Origin of the sequence: Rhodococcus sp. 66b (assembly GCF_002076325.1) — a bacterium.
Taxonomy (GTDB): Bacteria; Actinomycetota; Actinomycetes; order Mycobacteriales; family Mycobacteriaceae; genus Rhodococcus_F; species Rhodococcus_F erythropolis.
This window is the reverse complement of record NZ_MUZB01000010.1, coordinates 256,268-280,905: the sequence shown is the minus strand read 5'-3', so window position 1 is coordinate 280,905 and position 24,638 is coordinate 256,268. Positions and strand designations below refer to the sequence as shown.

Annotated in this window: 17 protein-coding genes; 5 read left to right on the top strand and 12 right to left on the bottom strand. The window is 61.6% G+C overall.

Annotated features, from left to right (window positions below; translation table 11 throughout):
- Positions 1–55 precede the first annotated feature (55 nt).
- Together B0E55_RS20405 and B0E55_RS20400 are read left to right on the top strand one after the other, a co-directional pair.
- Positions 56–862: an alpha/beta fold hydrolase gene (locus B0E55_RS20405; protein WP_080910338.1), complete on the top strand. Its 807-nt coding sequence runs from the start codon at positions 56–58 to the stop codon at positions 860–862.
- A gap of 287 nt (positions 863–1,149) precedes the next feature.
- A complete protein-coding gene (locus tag B0E55_RS20400) occupies positions 1,150–2,274 on the top strand; it encodes a GGDEF domain-containing protein (protein ID WP_241896103.1) in 1,125 nt (374 codons plus the stop codon).
- A gap of 1 nt (position 2,275) precedes the next feature.
- Here the strand turns inward: B0E55_RS20400 and B0E55_RS20395 are convergent, their stop codons facing one another.
- The 7 genes from B0E55_RS20395 to B0E55_RS20365 all read right to left on the bottom strand — a co-directional run bounded on the left by B0E55_RS20395 (position 2,276) and on the right by B0E55_RS20365 (position 13,790).
- Positions 2,276–4,603, bottom strand: coding sequence for a putative bifunctional diguanylate cyclase/phosphodiesterase (locus B0E55_RS20395; protein ID WP_042953181.1), 2,328 nt, complete (start codon positions 4,601–4,603; stop codon positions 2,276–2,278).
- Positions 4,604–4,840: 237 nt separating this feature from the next.
- On the bottom strand, positions 4,841–6,463 hold the full coding sequence (locus B0E55_RS20390; RefSeq protein WP_029256518.1) for an MFS transporter: 1,623 nt from the start codon (positions 6,461–6,463) through the stop codon (positions 4,841–4,843).
- Between the two features lie 92 nt (positions 6,464–6,555).
- Positions 6,556–7,719, bottom strand: a complete 1,164-nt coding sequence (locus tag B0E55_RS20385) for a VWA domain-containing protein (protein WP_046379481.1) — start codon at positions 7,717–7,719, stop codon at positions 6,556–6,558.
- Entirely contained in the window at positions 7,716–9,902 is a 2,187-nt protein-coding gene (locus B0E55_RS20380) for a DUF5682 family protein (RefSeq protein WP_080910336.1), read from the bottom strand. The genes B0E55_RS20385 and B0E55_RS20380 overlap by 4 nt, the downstream gene beginning before the upstream one ends.
- Positions 9,899–11,014 carry an ATP-binding protein gene (locus B0E55_RS20375; RefSeq protein WP_060937818.1) on the bottom strand — a complete coding sequence of 372 codons (1,116 nt, stop codon included), beginning with the start codon at positions 11,012–11,014 and terminating at the stop codon, positions 9,899–9,901. Before B0E55_RS20375 ends, B0E55_RS20380 begins: the two co-directional genes overlap by 4 nt.
- A complete protein-coding gene (locus B0E55_RS20370; RefSeq protein WP_080910335.1) occupies positions 11,011–12,495 on the bottom strand; it encodes a DUF5691 domain-containing protein in 1,485 nt (494 codons plus the stop codon). The genes B0E55_RS20375 and B0E55_RS20370 overlap by 4 nt, the downstream gene beginning before the upstream one ends.
- The gene (locus B0E55_RS20365) at positions 12,492–13,790 is read right to left on the bottom strand and encodes an SWIM zinc finger family protein (RefSeq protein WP_080910334.1); all 1,299 of its coding nucleotides are present in this window, start codon (positions 13,788–13,790) and stop codon (positions 12,492–12,494) included. The genes B0E55_RS20370 and B0E55_RS20365 overlap by 4 nt, the downstream gene beginning before the upstream one ends.
- 116 nt (positions 13,791–13,906) lie before the next feature.
- On the opposite strand from B0E55_RS20365, the gene B0E55_RS20360 reads away from it, so the two are divergent.
- Positions 13,907–15,217, top strand: coding sequence for an HNH endonuclease signature motif containing protein (locus B0E55_RS20360; protein ID WP_080910333.1), 1,311 nt, complete (start codon positions 13,907–13,909; stop codon positions 15,215–15,217).
- Between the two features lie 91 nt (positions 15,218–15,308).
- Here the strand turns inward: B0E55_RS20360 and B0E55_RS20355 are convergent, their stop codons facing one another.
- The 5 genes from B0E55_RS20355 to B0E55_RS20335 form a co-directional block, all read right to left on the bottom strand.
- Entirely contained in the window at positions 15,309–16,598 is a 1,290-nt protein-coding gene (locus tag B0E55_RS20355; RefSeq protein ID WP_019745783.1) for a PucR family transcriptional regulator, read from the bottom strand.
- A gap of 35 nt (positions 16,599–16,633) precedes the next feature.
- A complete protein-coding gene (locus B0E55_RS20350) occupies positions 16,634–18,067 on the bottom strand; it encodes a phytoene desaturase family protein (RefSeq protein WP_080910332.1) in 1,434 nt (477 codons plus the stop codon).
- Positions 18,064–19,911, bottom strand: a complete 1,848-nt coding sequence (locus B0E55_RS20345) for a DUF3556 domain-containing protein (RefSeq protein WP_019745785.1) — start codon at positions 19,909–19,911, stop codon at positions 18,064–18,066. The genes B0E55_RS20350 and B0E55_RS20345 overlap by 4 nt, the downstream gene beginning before the upstream one ends.
- An 85-nt stretch (positions 19,912–19,996) precedes the next feature.
- On the bottom strand, positions 19,997–21,469 hold the full coding sequence (locus tag B0E55_RS20340; protein WP_070796034.1) for a class I adenylate-forming enzyme family protein: 1,473 nt from the start codon (positions 21,467–21,469) through the stop codon (positions 19,997–19,999).
- Positions 21,470–21,601: 132 nt separating this feature from the next.
- Positions 21,602–22,495: a LysR family transcriptional regulator ArgP gene (locus B0E55_RS20335; protein WP_080910331.1), complete on the bottom strand. Its 894-nt coding sequence runs from the start codon at positions 22,493–22,495 to the stop codon at positions 21,602–21,604.
- A 75-nt stretch (positions 22,496–22,570) separates the two neighbouring features.
- On the opposite strand from B0E55_RS20335, the gene B0E55_RS20330 reads away from it, so the two are divergent.
- The gene (locus B0E55_RS20330; protein ID WP_047890244.1) at positions 22,571–23,191 is read left to right on the top strand and encodes a LysE/ArgO family amino acid transporter; all 621 of its coding nucleotides are present in this window, start codon (positions 22,571–22,573) and stop codon (positions 23,189–23,191) included.
- Positions 23,192–23,304: 113 nt separating this feature from the next.
- The gene (locus B0E55_RS20325; RefSeq protein ID WP_080910363.1) at positions 23,305–24,627 is read left to right on the top strand and encodes a ClC family H(+)/Cl(-) exchange transporter; all 1,323 of its coding nucleotides are present in this window, start codon (positions 23,305–23,307) and stop codon (positions 24,625–24,627) included.
- Positions 24,628–24,638: the final 11 nt, after the last annotated feature.

Genomic DNA, 24,638 nt, shown 5'->3' with positions numbered 1-24,638 from the left:
ATGCCCGGTAGCGTGGATACCCGCTGACCGTGCACTTCGAACGATGAGGATTCCGATGACAACCACCAAGATCGAAACCCGGCATGGCGTCATGGCAGTCGACGACAGTGCCACCGAAGGTTTCCCGGTTGTCTTCATCCACGGAAACTCGGCCAGCCGCTCCATCTTCCGTCATCAGGTCGACGCCGGATGGGCGGGCGACTACCGCATGATCACTCTGGATCTGCTCGGCCACGGCGACTCCGAGGACGCGGGCGAACCCGAAGCCGCGTACACACAGAACGGTTACGCCGACGCCATCGTCGATGTTCTGACCGAACTCGGCGTCGAACGAGCGGTTGTCGTCGGGTGGTCGCTCGGCGGACACATCGCCCTCGAGTTGATCGCGAAATTCCCCGGGCTCACCGGAATCGTCATCACCGGTACGCCACCGGCAAATCCCGAGACGCTCGGCGACGCATTCAATGCCGGAGACGGATTGTCCATCGGCGGCACCGAGGTCATCACCGCGCAGGAAGCCGAACTCTACGCACGGATGACCGCCGTTCCCTTCGAGCAGTCTGCCCTCGACGCCGCGATACGCACGGACGGGCGCGCTCGCAAGATCATGTTCGACGCATTCGGCGCCGGCCGCGAATCGGATCAGAAGGCTCTGGTTGCAACGGCGTCTGTGCCACTCGCGGTGATCGACGGCGCCGAGGACCCGTTCGTCAACACGTCCTATGTCGCGTCGTTGACCTTCGCGAATCTCTGGGAGGGCACGTATCACGTGATCCCGGGAGTCGGGCATGCAGCGTTCTGGGAAGCACCCGAGATCTACAACCCTCTGTTGCAGCGGTTCCTCGGCAGTTTCGCGAAATAACTGGAATTCTGAAATCCGGCTATCCGTCCCAACGAAATTTCGCCCACTCTGGGTCGTACTGGGTGTCGTCCTCGTCGCCTAGCGCATGAAAAGGTCTTGTACTTGAAAAGTCGGATAGCTCGGGACTATCTCGGCCAACAAGCAAAGCAGTGCCGACAACGCTCGAAACAAGCATCGAGTAAGCGCTCGACTCGGTAAGAGAACCTCTTCCCCGAAAAAAATCGAGCCGGTGGAACCGGTCGAACACAGATTTTCTCTTTACCTAAATTCAAGGCAAAATAGACAGCATGCCGAGCCCTGTCATCGCCTCCGAAGGGCACAGTTCTTGGCGAACACTTCACGAATGGTTCAACGAACCACACGACTACGAGTGGATAAAGCACCAGAGATCCGGCCGAGCAATCATTCCGATCTTCCGAACCTTGCTCGGAATGATGACGATCATCTTCGGACTCTCCGCGTTCTACAAATTGATCGGCCCGGATACGCCGCCGACCACTCCCGGCAAAGCACTTTCGATTTTCATGATCTGCACGTGTGTGGGAATCGCCGCATGCTGGTTCACACAACCATTTCCCGGACGCCGGGGGTTGCTTGCATTCGGGATATTCGCAGATCTCGGGATCGCGGCCGCAGTCCTTCTGGTGCCGGATCGCTCGTCCGCGACGTTCGGTTGCACCGTCTTCGCGGTCACCGGAACCTTTGCGACGCTCTTTGTCAGCGCAAGGTGGCTTGTCGCTCATGTCGTTTGGTCGACGACCATCACGACTACCGTTTTTGTTCTTGCCTATCTAGAAGGCGACGTCGATATCACGACGCTTCTGGCCCGTGGCACCGTTCTTTTCGGAGCTGTCACACTCGTTCCCATTTTTGCGCACCTGACCTGGCGCACTCTCTACCGCGATGCCCAGTATTCGGACCGCGATCCCCTCACTGGCCTGTTCAACCGTCGGGGACTGGAAGGAGCAGTCGGCGATCTCTTCGAGAGCACCCGAGACGATTCTTCGTCTCTCGCTTTCGTCGTCGTCGATATCGACAAATTCAAGACGGTGAATGATCTTCACGGTCATGCCGAAGGCGATCATGTCATCAGAAGAACCGCGAACCGATTGAGCACACATCTCGGCGAACACGGAATCATCGCTCGTACGGGCGGAGAAGAATATCTGGCTGTCATTGCCGGTGATCCCGAATCGACAATCCTGTTGATCGAAGGGATAAACGCGGCGCTGTCGGATTGTTCCGACGCGATCCCCACAACGGTGAGTGTCGGAGCTGTGATGATGACCGCCGAATCGAAGGCGTGGAGCGGCGGTGCTTCCGCAATCCTGGCGGCGACAAATGTCGCGGATTCGATGATGTATCAAGCGAAAGCGGCAGGCGGTAATACGATCCGCTCGGCTCAGATCTGATTCACAGCCACGTAAGTGGGTGGACGCTGCGCCCGGTTTCCGTGTCCGTGGCGGCAAGATACACATCGACGCGCTCAGCGGTCAGAGCCTTGCTGATGTGATAGCCCTGGACCAGGTCACACCCGACCCACTGAACGCGGCGGAACTGCTCGATGGTCTCGACGCCCTCGGCCAACGATTTCATACCGAGAGCCGCGGCCAATTCGACAATGGACTTCACCACGGACATCTTCGGATCGTCCGAGTCGGTGACCAGCATGCGATCGATCTTGAGAACGTCGATTGGAAGTCTCTGGAGCGTGGCGAAGGAAGAATAGCCGGTGCCGAAATCGTCGAGTGCGACGGTAACCCCGAGCTCACGCAGCTTGTAGAGATCCCGGATCGCGCGATCGTCCACAACACCTGTCTCGGTGATTTCGAGCTGCAGCAGATGCGGAGCCAAGCCCGAATCCGTCAGAGCTTTCTTCACCATCGCACCGAACTCTCGCGACACCAACTGCACTGGTGAAACGTTGACCGAGACGCCGATTCCGGTCGGCCACCCCGCAGCAGCCGCGGTCGCCATCGCCATTGCCTGCGCGCCGAGGGGAATGATCATTCCGGTTTCCTCCGCCACCGAGATGAACTGGCTGGGCCCGATGAGGCCGCGACTGGGATGGTTCCACCGTAGAAGAGCCTCGAAGGCCACCACTTCACCGGTCTGAGTATCGACTTGAGGCTGATAGTGGAGATCGAACTGCCCTTCCTCGATCCCTCTGTCCAGCTCGTGGAGCGCAGTCGCCCGCGCCGATGCCCTCGCCCGCAGCAGCGGCGAGAACTTGCCTACTCGATTGCGCCCCGTCGACTTCGCTTCGTACAGAGCCAGATCCGCCAGCATCACCAATCCGTCGGCGTCTGTTGAATCCTCGGGCGCGCTGGAGTAACCGATCGTGGCCCGCACTTCTATTCGATTGCCTTCGACGAAGAATGGTTCGTGCAGCACTTCCAGGTACCGATCGAAGATCACTCCGGGATCGTCGCGCGACGACGTGCAGACGATCAGCCCGAATTCGTCGCCGCCCATCCGCGAGCACATGTCCGAACCTACGACCTTGCGCAGGCGTGTCGTGACTTCGAGAAGTAATTGGTCCCCGATCGGATGTCCAAGGGTGTCGTTGACCGATTTGAAATTGTCGAGGTCGAGAATCCCGACGAGAACCTGCTTGTCCGGCGCCCGAGAATTGATCGCTTCCTCGAGCGCCACACCGAACGCACGACGGTTCGGCAACCCGGTCAACGAGTCGGTGGCCGCAAGGCGAAGGATCTCTTGCTCGTGGACATACCTCTCCGTGATGTCGGAACCGACACCGCGCCAACCCAGAATCACGCCGGATTCGAGAACCCGCGGATTACCGGAAAGAGACCACCAGCGCCGCCTACCGTCGACATGCACCGGCACGACGGTGTCCCGGAAGGGGGCACTCGATTCGAGTTTGTCGATCATCTGGGCCGCGGCCGCACGCCCCTCCGGACTCGACGCGATCTGGAGTCTGGTGAGGAGTTGCCCGAAGGTGAGTTGCTGCAACTCGTCCACCGTCATACCTGCGACCTCGGCGAGACGTGCCGAGGTGTGGGAGAACCGGCCGTTGGTGTCGCACTCCCACAGCCAGTCGCGGGAACCGCCCTCGAAACCGTCGAGCAACAACGCCACAGTCTGACGCTCGGATTCCGCCTGAAACTCTGCGAGACAACGTCTCTGGAACGAGGCCGACAGATAGACCGCCCCTACGGTGAGCGCAAACATGTAGATGCACAACTGAATCGCAAGTACGCGAAAGTGGGGTTCGGCGTGGACGATGAGAACAGTGAAGACGCCGAGGCCGTGAATGTAGATCCAGGTCAGGCTCACCGATCTCAGACTGGAGAACGTCACGGTCCCGGCGCCCATGATTCCTGCCATCGTCGCGATCAGAACCAAGTCGCGGAAGACGTCCATGTCGTGAAAGAGCAGGGCAAAAAGTGCGACGTCTAGGGTCGCGACAACGATCACTTCGACGAGCAGACCCACGTAGTCGTAGCGCGGTGTGTGCTTCGACGGTCGCCAGCGAAGCGGTATCCATACTCGAATCGAATTCGCGAGGACAAGAAAGATGAGGGCGCCGCCCAACCACCTGAGCGTCTGACGTCCAGGCGGGACGGTGTAGGTCAGAATCACGACCAAACTCGCCATGTACGCAAGATTGGCGAACGGCGCGACGGCCGCAGCCTCGTCGATCTGACGGCGAAACAGGCTGTTGCAGTCGGTCTCCGAAGCAGGATCTTGCCGACTCAATCGACTCAGACGGTTCATCAGTGAGGCATCCCGACACCAGCGCAGGCGCCATCAGCGGGCGTCGAATCCGCTCGCCTGGCCATCCGAACCTCCCCTGGCTCCCCACCGAACCCTTATCCGGTGAAACGTCAGTGTTTCAGACTCGCTGCTTGTTTCCTTCACAACGGTAGCCATCTGACGAATCGATTGTGCGCAGATCACTATATCCAGAGGTCGTTCCGTCGATCTTCCAGGTCGATCCCCGATTGCTGATTCTTAGCTCGAACCACGTTTGTCGCCGACCGCGACGCGGGGGATTCGAGCGGTCGGGAACAACGCGGCGATTGCGAGCAGCGCTGCCACGGCAAAAGCGACACGCAACGCGTCCAGCCTGGCTTCTTCGTTCACGTCCACGATCGCATCCGCCGTGGACTCGGCGACGCCGGCGTCATTGAGAGCGGATCGGAGTTGCGTCGTCGACAGGAACGGCACCCCCGAGGCCATGTCGGTGCTCGCTTGCTGCTGCACCGATGTCGGAACCGCCGGATTGTCTTCGATTCCGGCGATCGCCGACGTCGTGAGAGTGGCAATGAGAACCGATCCGATCAGGGCAGTTCCCAAGGATGCGCCGAGGTTGGTGGCGGTGTTCTGCAACCCGCCGACCTCGGTGCTGCGTTCGTCCGGGACCGAGGACACCGTGACGGCTCCGAGCTGCGAAGACAGGCACCCCAAGCCGAAACCCATGAACAGCATGGGAATCATCACGATCGCCGCATTGGCGCCGGGGTCCATGCCTGCCACGAGCATCAGAATGCCGACGACCATGACCAACAATCCGACTCGGACCACGCGTCGCGGGTTCGCGGTAGGCCGTAGCTTCGGAATACCGATCGCCGCCACGACGAGCGCCGCCGACAACGGCAGGATGCGAATTCCGGTCTCGAGAGCGCTGAGCTCCAGAACTACGGACAAGAACAAAGGAACCGCGAAGAACACGCCCGCCTGCACCAGAAACTGCGCGAAGAACATCGACAGCCCGCCACTGAGTTCGCGGTTTCGCAGCATCGCCGGATCGAGCAGAGGCTCCTTCCCCGCAGCGGCCAGTCGACCCTCCCATCGCAGGAATCCGTAAACGACAAGGAGCCCGACGATCAGCAGCCACACCACCGGAGACAACCCCACCAGCTGCGGCCCGCCAGGTTTGGCCTGCACCCAACCCCACTCGCTCGAACGCAGCACACCGAAGACGATCATTCCCAGTCCCACCACGGACAGGATCGAACCGAAGTAGTCGAGGCGCGACTTCGACGGTGGGACGTCGACCACCTTGCTGAGCACCAGCAAGATCAGGACGACGATCACGACTTCGCCGACGAACACGTAACGCCACGACGCAAATGTCGTCGCCGCGCCGCCGATCAGCGGCCCCACTGCCACGGCTATCGCGCCTGCTGCAGCGACGAGGCCGTAGGCCGCCGGACGCTTCTCCGCCGGGAAGTTGGTGGCGACGAGCGCAACGATCGCGGGCATGATGAGCGCCGCGCCAACGCCTTCGAGGAACGACCAACCGATCAACAGGACCACGAGATTCGGAGCGAGCGCAGTCGTCAGAGAACCAGCGCCGTAGATGACCAAGCCGAGTGCGAAGGCTCGGCGACGGCCCATCATCGAACCGACTTTGCTACCCGTGATCATCAGAGTCGCCATGACCAGGGTGTACAGCGTGATCGCGGTTTGAATGCCGGTGATACTCGTGCCGACGTCCTCGGCGACGGTCGCCATCGAAACATTCATGACCGAGCTGTCCAGGGTCATCAGGAACTGGCTGCTCGCCAACACCGTGAGAACCAGCCCCGAACCCGCCTGCGTAGTCGAACCAGCAACCTGTCCGTCACCCATCGTGCGGGTGTACCCGGTGCTCAGGTCTTCGAAGCAGACCGGTCAGTGCTGTTTGAGGCTGTTCGAGGCTGTTTGAGTCAGTGCCGTTCGAGTCAGCGCTGTTCGAGTGCGAGTTGATCCGCCCAGGCCGACACGTCGCCGCGTTCCAGAGCGACCGCGAGCAGTTCCGGAAACTTGTCCGGCGTGCACGCAAACGCGGGAATCCCGAGGGCACTCAGCGCCGCTGCATTGTCGTGATCGAACGATGGAGCGCCGTCGTCCGAGAGCGCCAGCAGAACCACAACCTGAACGCCGGCATTCTTCATGGCCGCCATGCGCCGCAGCATCTCGTTCCGAATACCGCCCTCGTAGAGGTCCGAGATCAGAACAAACATCGACTCGGCAGGACGCGAGATCAGCGACTGGCTGTACGCGATTGCGCGGTTGATGTCCGTGCCCCCACCAAGTTGGGTCCCGAACAGGACGTCGACGGGGTCGGACAGTTTGTCCGTCAGATCGACGACGGCGGTGTCGAAAACCACGAGCGAAGTCTTCAGCGCTTGCATCGACGCCAACACCGCGCCGAACACGGACGCGTAGACGACGCTGGATGCCATCGAACCCGATTGGTCGATCGCCAGGACCACGTCGCGCTGCACAGATTTCGACTTGCGGCCGTATCCGACGAGCCGCTCGGGGACGACGGTTCGATACTCCGGCAGGTAGTGCGACAGATTTGCTCGGATGGTTCGGTCCCAGTCGATGTCACGCAACTTCGGATTCGACGTTCTGGCCGAACGATTGAGTGCCCCGGTCACCGCGGCCTTCGTTTTCTGCGCGATTCGCTCTTCGACCTCCCGAACCACCTTCCCGACGACCATTCGAGCAGTGGCCTTGCTGGCCTCCGGCATGACCTGGTTGAGGCTCAGCAGCGTCCCGACCAGATGTACATCGGGCTCGACGGCATCGAGCAGTTCCGGTTCGAGCAGCAACTGCGCCAAACCCAGTCGGTCGATTGCATCCTTCTGCATCACCTGCACCACCGTGCTGGGAAAGTATGTCCGGATGTCGCCGAGCCATCTGGCGACGGACGGCGCCGACGCCCCCAATCCGGCTGAGCGGCGGCGCCCCTTGGTCGGGCCGGACGAGTCGTAGAGCGCTGCGAGAGCTGCATCCATTCGACTGTCGCCCGGTTGGCCCAGCCCTCCCGTCGATTCTTCGGCGGATTCCCCGAGCATCAATCTCCAGCGCCGAAGGCGCTGATCATCGTCGCTCATACGCGCGCTCCCAGTATCTCGGCAACGACCGCCATTGCCGCTCGGCCGCGTCGCGCGTCAGTCTCCACTGTCGTCTCGACGCGTCGTCCACCTCTGACCGCCTGACCGATCGCTCGACGCTCCCCTGCCTCGAAGGCTCCGAACGTGCGTCGAAGCAACGGAAGCGTATCGACGAAGTCCTGCTCGCGAAGTTGGCGGACCCACGTGTCGATCAGCGTGAGCAACGCTCGATCGTGAACGAGCACAAGCCCTCCGCCGCCGAGAAACCCGTCGACCCACCCGGCTTTGGCGGTCGGCGCGCTGCCCACGGACAGGGCCCGAGACAAGCGCTGGGCTGCAGCGGTTTCCGTGATCGAACCGCTGTCGCGCAGTAGCCGCACCATCCGGCCGACTAGTAAACCGTTGACGTCGTCACGGTCGATCACGCCGGCCATCGCCTGCAGCCACCGTGCGCTCGCATCGCGATCGTCACGGACCATGACTGCCGAGTGAACCTTGTCGAGGTGATCACGAAACTCCTCGGCGCTGGGATCGTCCAGTCCTGTGACGGCGACTGCGAGGCCGGTGCAGATCCGGATCAACAAGCTGTCGGCGACGTCGATCAACGCCGTCACATCGGTTCCGCGCACATCGCCGTATCGCAGCGTTCGGGTCAGCGTGGGTAGCGCCGCCATCAGATGTGACACGTCATGGTCTAGTGCCGCAACTGTTTTCACACTCTCCAAAACCGCAGACAAAGCTGCCGGGAGGTTTGCGAGCAGTGAGTTCTCCAGTAGTCCGATCAGTGACGCGAGAGTGATGTCCGGCTCGTTGATCTTCGAGACGACACGTGATGCCGCCGCTGCGGCCACCGTCGTACCCCACAGCGACGCCTCGATCACCGAGACCGAGAATTCGGGCTTCCATTGCAGCGCCCAAGTCTCTCGGAAAGTTCCGGTGGAACGGACCTCACTGTCGGCCGGGGTTCCCCAATCGATCTCGAGGATCCCCAGTCTGTGCAGGAACTGGGAACGCTCGACGTCGATATCGCGTCGCAGGTCCAGATCGAGATTCTTGGCTCCCGCTTGTTGTTTGAGCCGCAAAGTCTTCGAACGTGCTCGCAGGTCTGCTTCGAGCGGAACCGTCGGAGTTTCTTCGGGCACCGTGCCCAGGGCTTCGCCCACAACGAGTCTTCGTGTGATCAGATCCAGAAGAACGTCGTTTCCGTCGCACATCACCGACCTCGTAGCCTCGGTAACTTCCGACAATCCGGCCAGCGGGCGAGAACGCAGTGCAGCCAACGTATCTGCCAATCGGACAGCTTCGATGACGTGAGCACTCGAGATGGGAAGGTCCTCGTCCCTGAGCACCCTCGCAACTTTGGTGAGCCACCGCGTGATCGTCTTGTCGTTCGCGGTGAACAGATGGTGATACCAGCCCGGCGAGGTGATTCCGGCTCCGTAACCCGATGCCGACGCCAGGCGTGAATGTGTCCAGGGAACCCAGGTCAGCGAGGTCTTGACCTTGGACATCCCCTTGAGAATGCGGGCGTCGGGAGCCGCAGGCCCCAGGGCTCCGACCAACGCCGGCGCGTGCCAAGCTCCGCAGACGACCGCTACCCGCTCGGCGCCATCCTTCAACGTCTTTCGCAGCACCTGCCGCATATACGCTTCGCGATGCGCTGTCTCCTCGTCGATCGGCACTGTCTCACGCAGCGCCTCCATCGCCTCGGTGATCGCATCGAAAGAATCTGCGCCCGAGCTTGATTCGATCACCGAATCCCACCAGCGTTCGGTGTCGTCGAAACCCGCGGCCGCGGCCAGTTCAGACAGAGGATCGCCCTCGCGGACAGTACGAATCCCCTGATCCGCCAACACGTTGAACGCGGGCAGATCGCAGAACCTTGCCTGCACACCGTTCTTCGCAGCCCACTGCAGCGCTTGCCATTCAGGTGAGAACACCGCAAACGGCCAGAAGGCCGCCTTCGACGGTTCGCCAGTAGCGTACGCGAGCAACGCAATCGGCGGTTCCATCGACTCCGATGCCGCCAGCATCACCAACGGGTCTGCATCCGAAGGACCTTCGATCAGGACCACGTCGGGGGAAAACTCTTCCAGGCCCTGCCGAACCGAACGAGCAGATCCCGGGCCGTGGTGACGGATACCGAAGACCCGGACACGCAGGTCCGGAATCACGATGGTCACCCGGTGACCTCGCGGCACGCCCGGTAGAAGTCGGACCACTCGCCGCGTTCACGCACTACTGCCTCGAGGTACTCGTTCCACACAACCTTGTCTGCGATCGGATCCTTGATCACCGAACCCAGGATTCCGGCAGCGACGTCGGATGCCCGAAGTACGCCGTCCCCGAAATGCGCAGACAACGCCAAACCGTTGGTGACCACCGAGATCGCCTCCGCCGTCGACAGAGTTCCGGACGGGGACTTCAACTTGGTGCGGCCGTCGGTGGTCGTGCCTGATCGCAGTTCCCGGAACACGGTGACGACCCGGCGAATTTCCTCGGCTGCTGCGGGGGTTGTCGGCAATTCCAGTGCTGCGCCCAACTGTTCGACTCGGCGTGCCACGATAGCCACCTCGTCCTCCTCGCTGGCCGGCAACGGGAGAACAACTGTGTTGAACCGTCGACGTAGTGCGGACGACAGATCGTTGACACCGCGATCGCGATCGTTGGCGGTAGCGATCAGATTGAAGCCCTTGGCTGCCTGCACCTCGATGCCCAGTTCCGGCACCGGCAACGTCTTCTCGGAGAGAATGGTGATGAGGGCGTCCTGCACGTCGGCCGGAATACGCGTCAACTCTTCGACGCGGGCGATCTTCCCGGTTTCCATCGCGGTCATCACAGGTGACGGCACCAGCGCACCGGCGGTCGGCCCCTCCGAGAGAAGGCGTGCGTAGTTCCAGCCGTAGCGGATAGCTTCCTCGGGTGTACCCGACGTGCCTTGAACCAGTAGCGTCGACGCACCCGAGATTGCAGCCGAAAGGTGTTCGGAGACCCAGGTCTTGGCTGTACCCGGCACGCCCAACAGCAGTAGCGCCCGGTCGGTGGCAAGAGTTGCGACGGCCACTTCCATCAACCGCCGTGGACCGACGTACTTCGGTGAAATGACCGTTCCGTCGTCGAGAGTGCCACCCAACAGATACGTCACCACGGCCCAGGGCGACAAGTTCCACGACGGTGGACGCGGGCGGGTGTCCTGCGCGGCCAGTGCTTCGAGTTCGAGTGCGTACTCCTGCTCTGCGTGGGGCCGCATCAGCTTTGCCGGTTCTGTGGTGGGCACGGTTGCGCTGTCAGTCATGTGAGCTCCTCGAGCAGGGTCTTGCGGTGGGTGATGGCGCTGGCAGTTCTGGCGAAGGTCTGCCGCCAGTCCGGGTCACGTGCACGTTCCGCAGCACGATCGAGCAAAGTTACTGCGCTGTAGGGAAATCGACTCTCGGCTAGGCGTAGCGATGCGCTGTATTTGTAGCGCGAGAATTCGCCGGCCTTGGCGCCCCCATCGGCACGTCTGGCCGCAACTCGTTCCCACTGGGCCACGACTGCCCGGGTGATGTCGTCTGGCCATGGACCTCGCAGAGCGTCGTAGATCGCTGCCCTGCCCGGGTGCAGAACGTTGGCGTCGCCGTTTCCAGACCTCAACAGGTCAGCCAACGCCTTGGCCGGCACCAACGGGAGTAGGCGTCGATCGGTGGCCGTGCCGCGCGTGCGAAAGAGTTCCAGCGCCCATTCCGCATTGTTCTGCGCGACTGCAGCGGTGGACCAAGCGTCGTGAAGGATCGGCTCCCAGCCTTCGTCAACGCTCATCCCCATGACCTTGCCGGGTTCACCGATCATGTTGTTCCACAAAGACAACGGTGCAGAACTGATCGCCTGACGCACGTACTCGGCACGATAGTCGGTGTGTGGATTCGGCCGATCTTCGATGCCGTCTCGCCTCGACGCCGCATCGACTTCCTCAGGCGACAGGATGACCAACTTGGATCGAAGCAGTTTCCGCTCCACCCGCGCCCATTTCTGAACCCGCGCAGCCATTCGCTCCCCGAACTCCGATTCGGGAATACGTCCGAGCACCTCCGCTGCTGCGCGTCGCACGTCCTTGCGACGGTCGTCGAGGGCTTCCTCCAACAATGGTTGATCGTCGGCGCTCGATCCGATTGCCAGAGTCGAGACAAATGCAGCCTTCTGTTCGCCCCGCTCGGTGCCCCACGATTTTCTGAGTTCGGCCAGTGCCAGCGCGGGATCTGTTCGGCGAGTGTCTATCAGCCACTGCGTGCGCTGGGACGAACTTCCGTGACGCCAGACATCCGGATTTGCATCCCTGGTTCGGACGAGCTTGCTCCACTCAGGGTTTTGCGCGGCTAGCCATCGGCCACGCTCGCCGACGATCTGCAGGATGCTCTCCCGGTGAGCTTCGCTCGCACGTGCAAAGGAAAGCAACTCGGCGACCAGATGATCAGGCGCACGGTAGTTGCGCTCCAACGCGACTGCGAACCACTCGTCGAGCAAGGTCGCTTTGGCCGCAAGCATCGACAGCAAGTGCGCCGATGAGGATTCCGGCAGCGTGAATCGCACATCGTCTGGAGCAGGTGTCGGCACGGCCGCCGTGGTGGAGCCCGCACCGCCACGGCGGTACGCCCTCTCCAACGCTGCTGCTGCCAGAAGCATCTCGGCAGGATCGCCGTCGAGTTCGCGGGCGTGGCCCCGCACTTCGGCCGGCAGCTCCTCGAATGTTGTTGAGGTTCTGGCAGTCCCGAGAAGAGCAGCCGAGATCAAAGTGCTCACAGCACGATCACCTGCCCTCCCGTGAAAACCGAGATCGGAGTAAGAGCCAGCGCATTCCACGTTCCGCAGACCGTGACCGGGTAACCGCCGGAAATACCGAGCAACTTCCACAGAAGATCCGAATCACCCTCTGCCCGAAGCGCTGTGCCCGATTCGTCGACGAGAAACCAGGAACCGTCGACGAACGACGGAACCACCGAACTGATCACTGCCGGCCACGAGCGCAACCAGGGATCTGCGGCGAGGGCATCGGTAAACTGCTGCAACGCAGCGTCGATGCTTCCGAACGGCATGGTTGTGAAGGGCTCCGGTTCACCGTGCGTTGCCCCCATCCGCGCCCGCAATGCCGCGGCACCGGGATAGAAATGAACATCGGCATTGAGCAGAAACCCGACTGGCGGCGTTTCGGTGGCAAAGTTGGGTGACCCGTGGGAGAAGTCGAGCAGCATGGCCCACCGTTTCGAATTCCTGCCGAGCATCCACACGGTTCGGGTGAACAGTCGCTTCTCCTCGGTGATCCCGGAACCGAGAATCATCCAGTTCTCTTTCACCGGAATCGATTCCATCACACTCTCGGTTGAGACGGGATAGCCGACGTGCGCTTTCACCGAATAGGCAAGATCTTCCGGCAACTCGGACAGCTTCTGATGCGCAGCGACCAGCAGGTGCAACCGAGCCAACTCGTCGAGGACCTTCTCGGGCCAGTTCTCCGTAGACGCAACGATTCCCGCCAATGCTCGAAGCGTGCCTGCAATACCGGGCGCCTGAGCATCCACCATTCGAGCGGCTACCGCGTCGAAGCCCGCCCAGGATGTGTCCATCGCTGCCAGACCACTGCGGATCTGATCGGTGATCCACAGGTCCAATTCGACGAGCCCGCCCGCAACGCGGTCGGCACGCTTCTGCGCTGTCGCCGGGTCGGGAGACTTCTTGGGAACCTCGTCACCGCTTTCGCCGGTGTTCTCGGCCTTCTCCTCGCGGCGCGACAACCACTCTGCCGCGAAGTCGGCCGGCTCGTCCGTCGACGGCACACGCCCTTCCGACCATTCCACCAGCAGCCCCAGAGCATGTTTGCACGGAAACTTTCGACTGGGGCACGAGCACTTGTATGCAGGGCCCCGCAGGTCAACCACTGCTTGATACGGCTTCGAGCCGCTGCCCTGACACAGCCCCCAGAGCGCGAGACCGCTACTGCCGGCATGGCTCCACGAACCAGCCAACTTGCGCGCAGCGGCCAGCGATGCGGCGTCGGGAGCTACCGACGCCACCTGCCCAGCTGTCCACGGCGAAGTCACTCAACCACAGTATGACAACCCGCTGACATCGCAGAGTCAGGCCGATTCTTAAGTGAATTAGCTCTTGACTCGAACACATATTCGAATATGGTTTGAGGTGGGGATCGGGGGATTCAATGAGTATCAACACATCATCTGACGTCGTTTGTGGTTCTGCGGTGGGCTTGCGCGGACGTCTGTGGCAGCTGACCACGGCGGAGCTGCGGGCCGTCGCTATCGAGGCGAGTTCGGAGATTCTGCGTCTCGAGGCTGTGCGGGTGGCGGTGGTGGACGAGTTGTCGTTGCGTCCCGATGATCAGGTGATTGCGAGCCGCGGGGTCGGTTCGTGGTTGGCGGCAAACACGATGCTGCAGGTTCGGGACGGGAAGAAGATCGCCGCCCTGGGGGCTGCGCTACGGCCGTTTCCGGCGGTGGCTGCCCGGTTCGATGGCGGGGACTGCTCGTTCGAGCATGCCGTGTTGATCGTGGCGTTCTGCGAGTCACCGCCGAAGGGGATGCCGGAGGAGGCGCTCCCTCGCTGTATCGATTTGTTGTTGGCTGCTGCGTCGGGCGTGGAGTCGACGACCACGAAGGTGCGGAGTGTTATCGCGACCTTGGAGCGAGTGTTCGAGTCCGATGAGATTCCGCCCGCCGAGGATATGGATCGGAACGAGCTCCGGATCGCGTCGACGTTGAATGGTCGGGTGGTGGTGCGCGGTGATTTCGATGCCCTCACCGGGGAAATGTTGTTGTCGGCGTTGTCGAATCTGACGATGCCGACCCCGGCACCGGATGGAACTCCGGATTCTCGGTCGGCGGCGAAGCGGACGGCGGATGGATTCACCGAACTGGTCCGCCGGTATTTGGACTGCGCCAAGACCGGCACGGATGGTGGTCAGCGTCCGCACGTGAACGTGCACATCAATGCTCGTGATTTAGCGGAGCACCGCGACTGCGCCGCAACACCCTCGCCTCCCGATGGTGTTGGAGCGGCTGTATCGGATCTTGATGTCGGGCACATGCCGTGGCTCGGACCACTCTCGGTCTCGCAGACCAGACTCCTTGGGTGCGATTGTTTCCTCTCGACTGTGCTGCTCGACGACCACGGCGCACCGCTCGATGCGAAACCCGGCAAGCGATTAGTGTCCGCCGAACAGCGAGTGGCGTTGATCGCCCGAGACAAGGGGTGCGCGTTCCCGGGCTGCGCGTGCGTGCCCGCGTGGACGGATGCGCACCATATCCGGCACTGGGCCAACGGTGGCCCGACTGTGATGAACAACCTTGTCCTACTGTGCCGTTCACATCATCGATTGATGCACCGAAAATCCGGGTTCGTCGGGAAATGGGAAATCCGCATCGGCGTCGACAACAAACCCTGGTTCATCCCACCACCCTCGATCGACCCCGGCCAGCACCCACGGCCCGCGAACACCACCTTCAAAACCTGAGAAGAACCTCAGGCACAACAGAACACGGCCAGGCTCCGCATCGGTCATCAAACCCCGATACGGAGCCCACAGGCCGTGTCGCGTCCACAACTCACGACGTTTTGGCGGGGCGCAAGACCGATCTACCCAACAACTCACAAACCTGCAGGGCCAGAGCGAGATCCAACTTGTCTCGGCCGGCAGCGACTGGATCTCCGAGCGCCTTGTTGATGCGATACTTCACCGTATTCCGGTGCAGATTCATGTGATTGGCAGTGTGCAGATGGCTTTCTCCGTGGGCGAAGTACACACTCAACGTCGTCCGCAAGGATGCAGCAGAAGGCGTATCGTCCGCCAACGGGCCTAGCACCTCCCAGACCCATGACTTCGTAGAATCGATGTTCTCGGACAGAAGTGAAACCACAGCGACGCCGCGGTCCCCGAAGCTCACCACCGGCCGTTGCGGCGTATCCGGCACGGCAGCAACCGAATAGGCGGCGGTTGCCTGTTCGTGAGATCGCTTGAAACCTTCGACCCCTGACCCTGGCAGTCCGATTGCCACCCGCGCTCCGCCGTCCAACGGCACTGCCGCAGCGAGAACCTCCGGATCCGGCGCAGGCACCCGGCGACCGAACGGCAGCCACGCCCACACCGTGCGTCGATCGATGGCGGTGATGATCGGCGGCTTGTCCGCTCCCGCCGCTGCGCCGAGATCACGTACGAGTCGATCGAGCGTGTTGATACCCATGACGTCCGCATCCCATGTCGACCAAACCACCAGGGCGACGTGGTTCTGACCAAGTCGGTATCCGGTCTCAGCTTCGAAAGCAGCGGTATCTGCGTTGGTGCCGGACAGGAGGGCGTGGATCGCGGCCGAATGGAGGTTTCCCTGCGCTGCCATCCATCGACTGCGTTCCCGCTCGTACGCGTCGAAGACGTAGAGCGTGATCCAGTCGATGTAGCTGTAGACCACATCCGAAGTGTGTTTCAGGACAGCCAAAGTGAGTCGCGCCGGAATATCCAGTGTGCTGATCTCGTCGTGACAGATCCGCATCAGATCGCCTTGGCCCATGTGGTAGGCCCGAACGAGAGAGTTGGACGGAACGTCCCGCTGCGCCAGACGCAGAGCGTATTCCACTGCGGCAGTGGTCGGTTGGAGATGATCGATCGGAATGTCGTTGGCCAGTACGTGGATGATCGTCGTGATGTTTCCCTGCACGCTGGCCTCGAGCATTTCGAGCAATTTGGCGTCTGCATCCAATTGGTCGATTTCGTGAGCCATCATGAAGGCCATCTCACGCGCGATGTCGGCACTGCGCTCGTCGAGTCGTCGGGCCAACTCGGCAACCACCGCAAGCACTTCCGGCTCCGCGGCTGCAGGCACTCGGGCGAGGCGCCGCATCGCGCCGGCGCCTCGCTCCTTGTGCGATGGACTACTCACAGAACTTCCGCACCCTTTCGTCGCAGGTACTTCAGAGCCGATTCGGCCGCGTTGTACCCGCACATTCCATGTGCTCCGGCACCCGGCGGGGTCGAGGCCGAGCACAGGTAAGTGCCCGCGATCCCCGTGCTGTACGGATCGACTGCGACGCGCGGACGCAAGACAACCTGCAGTTCGGTGTTGGCACCTCCGATGATGTCGCCGCCTACCTGATTCGGATTGTCTTGTGCCAGGTCAGCTGTACCACTGCTCGATGTCGCGACGATCTGATCCCGGAATCCTGGCGCAAACCTCTCGATCTGACGAATGATCGCCTCTGTAGCGTCGCCGGCATATCCGTGTGGCACGTGCGCATAGGCGTACAGCGGATGAACGTTCCCGGCGGATCGGGTGGGATCAGCCAGGTATTGCTGACCGAGGAGCACGAACGGCCGGTCCGGCATGCGGCCTGAATTCGTCTCACGCTCAGCGGCCACGATTTCGTCGAAACCACCTGCCAGATGGACAGTTCCGGCCCGAGCGCAATCCGGATTGGTCCACGGCACATGACCTTCGATCGCAAAATCGACCTTGAACGCTCCGGGAGCCTGCTTGAACTTTCGATAGGCTCTCGCCACTCGGCCAGGGAGTCGATCGCCCAGTATTTCGAGCGCACCCCCCGGATTGACATCCAGCAGAACAACATCGGCGTCCGGAATCTCGGAGGCCGTGCGAACCCGAATGCCGGTGTCGATCTTGCCGCCGTGATCGAGGAGCATCGCGGCCATGGCGTCGGTGATCGAACGCGAACCTCCCTCGGCAACCGGCCAACCGTAGCGGTGACCAGCAGCAGTGATCATCAATCCCACCGCCGAGGTGGCCGGACGGTTGAGTGGATAGAAGGCGTGCGCGGCAACCCCGCCGAACAGCGCCTTCCCTTTGTCGGTCTTCCACAACTTCGCGGTCACGGTTGCCGGAAGCAGCGCTCGCGGACCGAAAGCTGCGAGCCGCAGCGGATGCCGCGGGACATTGACGATCGGGCGCATCAGGTCGGACGCCAATGCATCGAATCCCGTCGACAAGTCACCGAACATGCGTTGCCATCGAGATCCGTCCGCGCCGAGTCCCGCCGCCGTCTGCTCCAGCGAGCGGTACAGAACACCGGCGTCCCCGTTGTCGAGCGGATGCGCGCAGTCCACCTCTGCCCATCTCCAGATCAGCCCGTATCGCTCGAGGTCCAGCTTGGACAGGTACGGCGAGCCGATACCCATCGGGTGAAACGCCGAGCAGTGATCGTGAATCAACCCCGGCACGTCGATCGGACCGGAGCGGGTGCCTCCGCCGATCTGGTCGGCAGCCTCGAGCACCTGCACGTCCACACCGCTACGTGCGAGGTGTACCGCGGCAGCGAGCCCATTGGGCCCGCTGCCGACGACTACGGCCTTTGTCACTTACTCACCTCTTGCTCGCTACCGCTGGCCCTCGTACGCATCTTCGGCTCGGAGACAACCTGCGGATCTGTTGCCGCGCGGTCGGCCCGTACGTCCAGTGTCCACTGAACGTCGAACGGAATGGGCCCGTTCGGCAACCACGGTTGTTCGGCAACTGCGTCGGCGACCTTGAAAGTACCTCGTTCGATGACGCCGAGAGCGGCGTCGATCACCTGGTACTCCTGCGTTCCTTTGTGGATGGGCTGCGATTCGATCCAGGTCACCAGGAACTCGCCGGGCGCGAAATTGCAGCGACGCTGAATGGCGGCAATCAACTTCGCGTCGTGCAGGTGCCCGTCACCGAAGTTGAAGGCGACGATGGAGTTGCACATGAACTCGGCTTCCCGCAGCGAGTACGTGTTGATGTCGTCGCCGAGGTGCCTGATCATCAGTGAGAACAGTGCACGCCCCTGGCTGTGCATGGAACGCCAACCCAACAGCTGATGCAGAACGACATCGGACACATCTTCGGGGTACATCGTCATCAACTGATTACGCGTATCCGGCGACGGACGCTTGATGTACTGGTCGATCTTTGCTTCGGCGCCCGGCGCGAATGCCCACGTCGCAGATGCCCAGTTGCCGGCGTACTGACGCATCGACGGCAGGAACGACACCAGATCGGGTCGAAGGTTTCCGAGAATGGGGAAGAAGGCAAGGGCTGCAATAATTCCCGCTGTGATCCACGGTGAAGACATGGCGCCGAGGCCGTAGCCGTCCCACGCCGGGAAGCCCAGGAACAGGAAGACCGAGGCGTAAGCGAACAGAAGATTCCATTCCAGCGGAACAGCCAGCGGGAAGGTCGACGCGATGAAGAGATGGAATCCGACCATGAGGATCACGGCGAGAATGGTGAGTGTCTTGTTCGTCGAGAACAGCAGTATCAACGGAGTGACGATTTCGACCATCGTTCCGGCCACGTGTGCGACCCCGCCGCCGAGGTGCGAGGGTCGCAGATCCTCCGGGAAATTCCGGTAGTGCGCACGCTTGATCTTCTTCGACGGGATCCACGGCGTATTGCTGAGCATCGGGGGGACCACCAGCGAGAAGTGACGGCCGAACTTCGAGACACCGGCACCGATCCACACCATGACGATCAGCAGTTTGAGCGCCAGGATCATGTCGACGAAGGGCAGGAACGTGAAGAAGAAGATCGCCGGCAGGTACTGCTCACTACGGGCAGCGATGAAGGGCACCTTGTCCCGCAACCCGAGAATCACCATGAGCACGAGGAAGGAGTACAAGACCGTCGGGCGTACCAGTCCGGCATTGTCGGCGATTGCCGAATCGATTCCTGCGGTGTGAACGCCGGGAAGAACCGCGGCAACAAGAAGATTGGCGACTACGGCGACGTAGATGAAGACGTCGAACACCGTGCGGGTGTCACCCGAGGTGAGCGGCACCTTGCCCGGCCACGGTGGAAGGCGAATCGTGCCGGGGCGGATCCAGTAAAGAACTCCACCGGTCATCGGTTTGAAGTGGCCGGCCAATGGACCCCAAGACCCTGCCAGGCCCAGGATTTCGAGCATCATCGTCCAGATGATGAGTTTCTGGTAGACGATCGGCTGGTTCCACCATGATCCGATGTCGAACCACGAGAGGCCGGAAGTCAAAGTGGCAACGGCTGTTCCAGCTGCCAGGTAGAGGAACAACAGTTTCATGATGTAGACGGTGTGGACCATCTTCGGTGTACCGAAGCCGTAATCCACCCAGTGCGTGGACATGTCACGCAGACGCTCGAGAAACGGCTTGTCCATGAAGGTTGCCGGATCGACGGGAGGGAAGTTTCCTTCTTTGAATCCCATGATGTGCTCCTGAAATACGGAATGTGGGCATGACGGATCGACTCGACGCACGTCGTCGAGTTGTGCTGGTATTACGGGGAAGGGACTAGTGAGCGGGAGTTGCGCTCAAAGCTCGTCTCATTCCGGGTTTGTCGATCTTGCCCACCGGGTTTCGGGGAAGCGTATCGACGACGTAGATCGCCACTGGCACCTTTACTCGGGTGAGCAAGGCCGTGACATGTTCGAGCAGTTCGCCTTCGGTGACGGGCGCGTCGGGGTAGGCAACGACATAGGCAACTGGCACCTCTCCGTAGACCTGGTGCGGAGCGCCGATGACGGCGGCCTCGAGCACGGAAGGATGTGTGGCGAGCGAATTTTCGATCTCCTTGGGGTAGATGTTCTCGCCCCCACGGATGATCATGTCCTTGATGCGATCGACCAGGGTCAGGTAGCCGTCTTCGTCGAGGACCCCGACGTCGCCGGTATGCAACCAACCATCCTTGACGGTCTTCGCGGTCTCCTCCGGCTTGCCCAGATAGCCACGCATCACGTTGCCGCCCTTGATGACCACCTCTCCGGCAGTTCCGACGGGAGCAAAGGTTCCGTCCTCGGCAAGAATGGCAATCTGCTGGCCGGGCAACGCCGGGCCGACCGTACCCAGTTTGCGCAGGCCCTCCACAGGATTACAGGCCGACGCACAGGTCCCCTCGGTGAGTCCGTAACCCTCCACGATCACGAAACCGAAACGCTGCTCCGCGCGTTCGAGGAGTTCCTTGCTGATCGGCGCCGCACCGCACACGGCAAATCTCAAAGATGACGTATTGATCGAGGCGTCTTCCGGCTGCGAGGTCAGCATCGCGTAGATTGCCGGCACCGCCGAGAAATACGTGGGGCGAAGCCGCGCAACGTCGTCGAAGAATCTCGAAACCGAGAACTTCCCGGTGACACTCACCTGTCCGCCGACAAGCAAGGGCGTCAGGACGCTGACGCAGATCGCGTTGACATGGAACAACGGCAGAATCAGCAGGCAGTGATCCGCGCCGGTAACACCGATGTTCTTGCCCATCGACGAAGCCATGAACTGCAGGTTGGAATGCGTGAGCATCACTCCCTTGGGCCGTCCAGTGGAGCCGCTGGTGTAGATGAGCAACGCCAGATCGTCTGCTGCAACATCGATTCCGGGTCGGGGATCGGTCGGCGGCACTGTCGCCAGATCGTCGACGACCAACACCGCACGGCCACCCGAGGGCGCATCGGCAGTAGCGGTGATGACCAACTCGGCCCCGGAGTCCGCGATCTGGTAATCCGCTTCGTTCGCGGTGAACATCGGATTGATGGGCGTAGCTGCAGCACCGATGCGCCAGGCAGCCATGATCGCGATCAGCAACTCGGCGCGATTGGGCAGCATGATCGCCACCACGTCACCGAGTCCGATTCCGAGTCCGGCCAATTGCGCGGCAACAGCTTCCGTACGCTCTGCGAACTCTTCATACGTGAGTTCGACGTGGTCGTCCCGCAGGCACGGCTTCTTCCCGTACTTCTCCGCAAGATCCCAAGCCAGATATCCGATGTCCGCCACGAGAGTCAGCACCTTTCATTCGTGTGTGACTCAAAACACTATCGGCGTCCTGCGGCCGAAGAAACGGTCTCAGGGGATCAACTTATCCAGGTTCTTTGTTCCCCGAGCACAACGCCGCAAGGGCGGCGAACATCAGATCGAGGGCTGATGCAACACCTCGTGAGCGCGTCGGGTCACCACTTCGGAGATCCGGCGCAAGACGGGTGACGACAGTTTCCACTGCTGCCAGTACAGCGGAACGTCATCCACGAAGTCCGGATCGAATCCGATCAGCACTCCGCCGCGATCGTCTTCGCCGCACTGCAGGTCCGGTATCAACCCCCACCCGTATCCCCGTCTGACGGCGTCCGCGAAGTCTGCCGATGACGGAACAAGATGGCGAGGCGGATCTGCCGGGTGGCCGACCTTTTGATCGAGGTACCGATCCTGCAGCAGATCCTTGCGATTGAACACCACCAGCGGTGCCTTCGAAAGGGATTCGGCCGTGACACCATCTGCGAACCAGCGACGGCAGAACTCTGCGCTCGCCATCGGCCGATACCGCATGATGCCCAACCGACTGGAGGTACACCCTTGAATCGGTGACGCAACCGACGTGACAGCAGCCATGACCGAACCGTCGCGCAGCAGTTCGGTGGTGTGGTCTTGATCGTCGAGATGAAAATCGAAACTGACTTCTTGCGTGAACTCCGCGAGGGCCCCGAGAACCCAAGTGGACAGCGAATCGGCATTGACCGCGATCGAGACGCGGGCGAAAGTGTTCGAACCGTTTTCCAAACCGAGTTCTCGCACGGTGTCACGCGACAGTGCGTCTATCTGACGGGCAAGACGCAGGACTTCTCTCCCGGAATCGGTGACCTGGATGGGTTTGGTGCGCTGCACCAGGATCCGGCCAACCGAGGTCTCGAGAGCTTTGATTCGTTGGCTGACCGCCGAAGGCGTGATGTGTAACTTCCGCGCCGCCGCCTCGAAGGTTCCCTCGTCGACCGCAGCGTGCAATGCCCTCAGTTGCTCGAAATCCAACATAATCTGAAGCTACTCTGATGCGGCCTAAGAATCATTAGCTGGACTGAATGAAATCTGAGCGGCAGGCTCGACAACATGCTCAGCACCAACGACCCTGCGTCGGCCCTCGTCGGTTTCGGAGTCGGACTGTCATTGATCGTCGCAATCGGCGCCCAGAATGCGTTTGTTCTTCGCCAAGGTCTGACGCGATCGCACGTACTCCCCATCGTCGCAGTGTGCGCGTTGTCAGACGCAATTCTGATCCTTGCAGGCATCAGCGGAATCGGGACCCTCCTCGAACACGCACCGTCGCTGATCACGTTCGTTCGTATCGCCGGTGCGGTCTTCCTCCTCAGCTATGCAATCTTCGCCGCCAAGCGGGCGCTTCGACCCCAGACGCTGGCACCGGATCAGCACGGCAACGGTTCGAGGCTGACCGCCGTCACGATGGCATTGGCCCTCACCTGGCTCAATCCACACGTTTACCTCGACACCGTGGTGCTCATGGGTTCAATTGCCAACGGTCGCGGCGAAATCGGACGTTGGTGGTTTGCGGCCGGTGCCATCACCGCGAGTGTGGTCTGGTTCAGCGCCCTCGGTTACGGCGCACGCCTGCTGACGCCGCTTTTTGCGAAACCCAACGCCTGGCGGATTCTCGACGCTCTGATCGCCGTGATGATGGCGGTTCTCGGAATCAGTCTGCTTGTCGAATTGTGACTCGGCTGCACAACCTCGATCCGACACTGCGGGTATCGGGATGGGTTACCGTCCAAGGTGAGGAAGCTCAATTCACTGTCGCGAGTTGTGACCATCAGGTAGGGCTGATCACGATGACCGAGGACGACGGCGGCACCGAACCGCGTGACTCCAACCGCGGACTGAGTTTGCTGTGTCTACTCGCTGCGGTCGCGGGCGTCGGGGTCGGATTTGTCGGCGGTGCATTCCGCTGGTGTCTGATCAGGGCCGACGAACTCCGTCGGACGATCGTGAACTGGGCGCATCACGTTCCGTACGTCGGGTGGCTCGTGCCCGTCGTCCTGGTGGCCTTGTGCACCGTGCTGGCCGTACTGATCGTCAGACGAGTACCCCTCGCAAAGGGAAGCGGCATCCAGCACGTCGAGGCGGTGTCCCGCGGCGAAGCGAAGCCGCCGGGAATCAATCTCGTGCCTGCCAGATTCATCGGCGGCCTCTTGGCGATCGGCTCCGGCCTGGTTCTCGGCCGCGAGGGCCCCACCGTACACATGGGTGCGGCGATCGGGGCAGAAGCGGGACGGCGGGCCCGCCTTGCCGAACCGGACGTCGCCATGCTGCAAACATCCACGGCCGGAGCAGGACTCGCCGTCGCGTTCAACGCACCGATCGCCGGGGCACTGTTCGTCTGCGAGGAGGTGACGCACTCATTTCGGCTGCGCACCGTGCTGCCAACACTTTTCGGTGTTTCGGTCGCGGTGGGCTGTGCACGACTTGTCATCGGTGACCAACCCGATTTCGAGGTCGGCAACGTCCCGACGCCTCAACTCGCACTCTTGCCACTGTTTGTCGTCTTCGGAATCCTCACGGGGCTACTCGGTATCGCCTACAACCGCTTGATTCTGGGTCTACTCGACGCCGTTGCACGACTCGACAGGATCCCGCCGACTGTCATCGGCGCAACGATCGGCGCCACCATCGGCCTGACGCTGTTCCTCGACCCGCTGGCCAGTGGGGGCGGCGACGTTCTTGCACAGATGATCGTCGGCGGAAGGACCTTCGTACTGCCGATCCTGCTGCTGTACTTGGCGGTTCGGTTCTTCACTGGCCCGCTCTCGTATGCCGCTGGAACTCCCGGGGGACTGTTCGCTCCCTTACTTGCACTCGGCGCACTCTGGGGGTCGATCTTCACCGGACTGTCGAGCTTCGTGCCCGGAGTGGACGCCGGGCTCACGGTCACCATGGCCACCATCGGCATGGCTGCCTTCTTCGGCGCTGTAGTGCGCGCACCGTTCACCGGCATCGTGATCGTGGTCGAGATGACAGCGGTGACGTCGACGCTCGTCCCGATGCTCGCTGCCACTGCGGCAGCGGTATTCGTCGCCACCGCGGCAGGGTCGGCACCTATCTACGACAGTCTCCGAGAACGGATGTTGGAAACTCAACGCCCACCTCTGCGATGATCACGATCGAC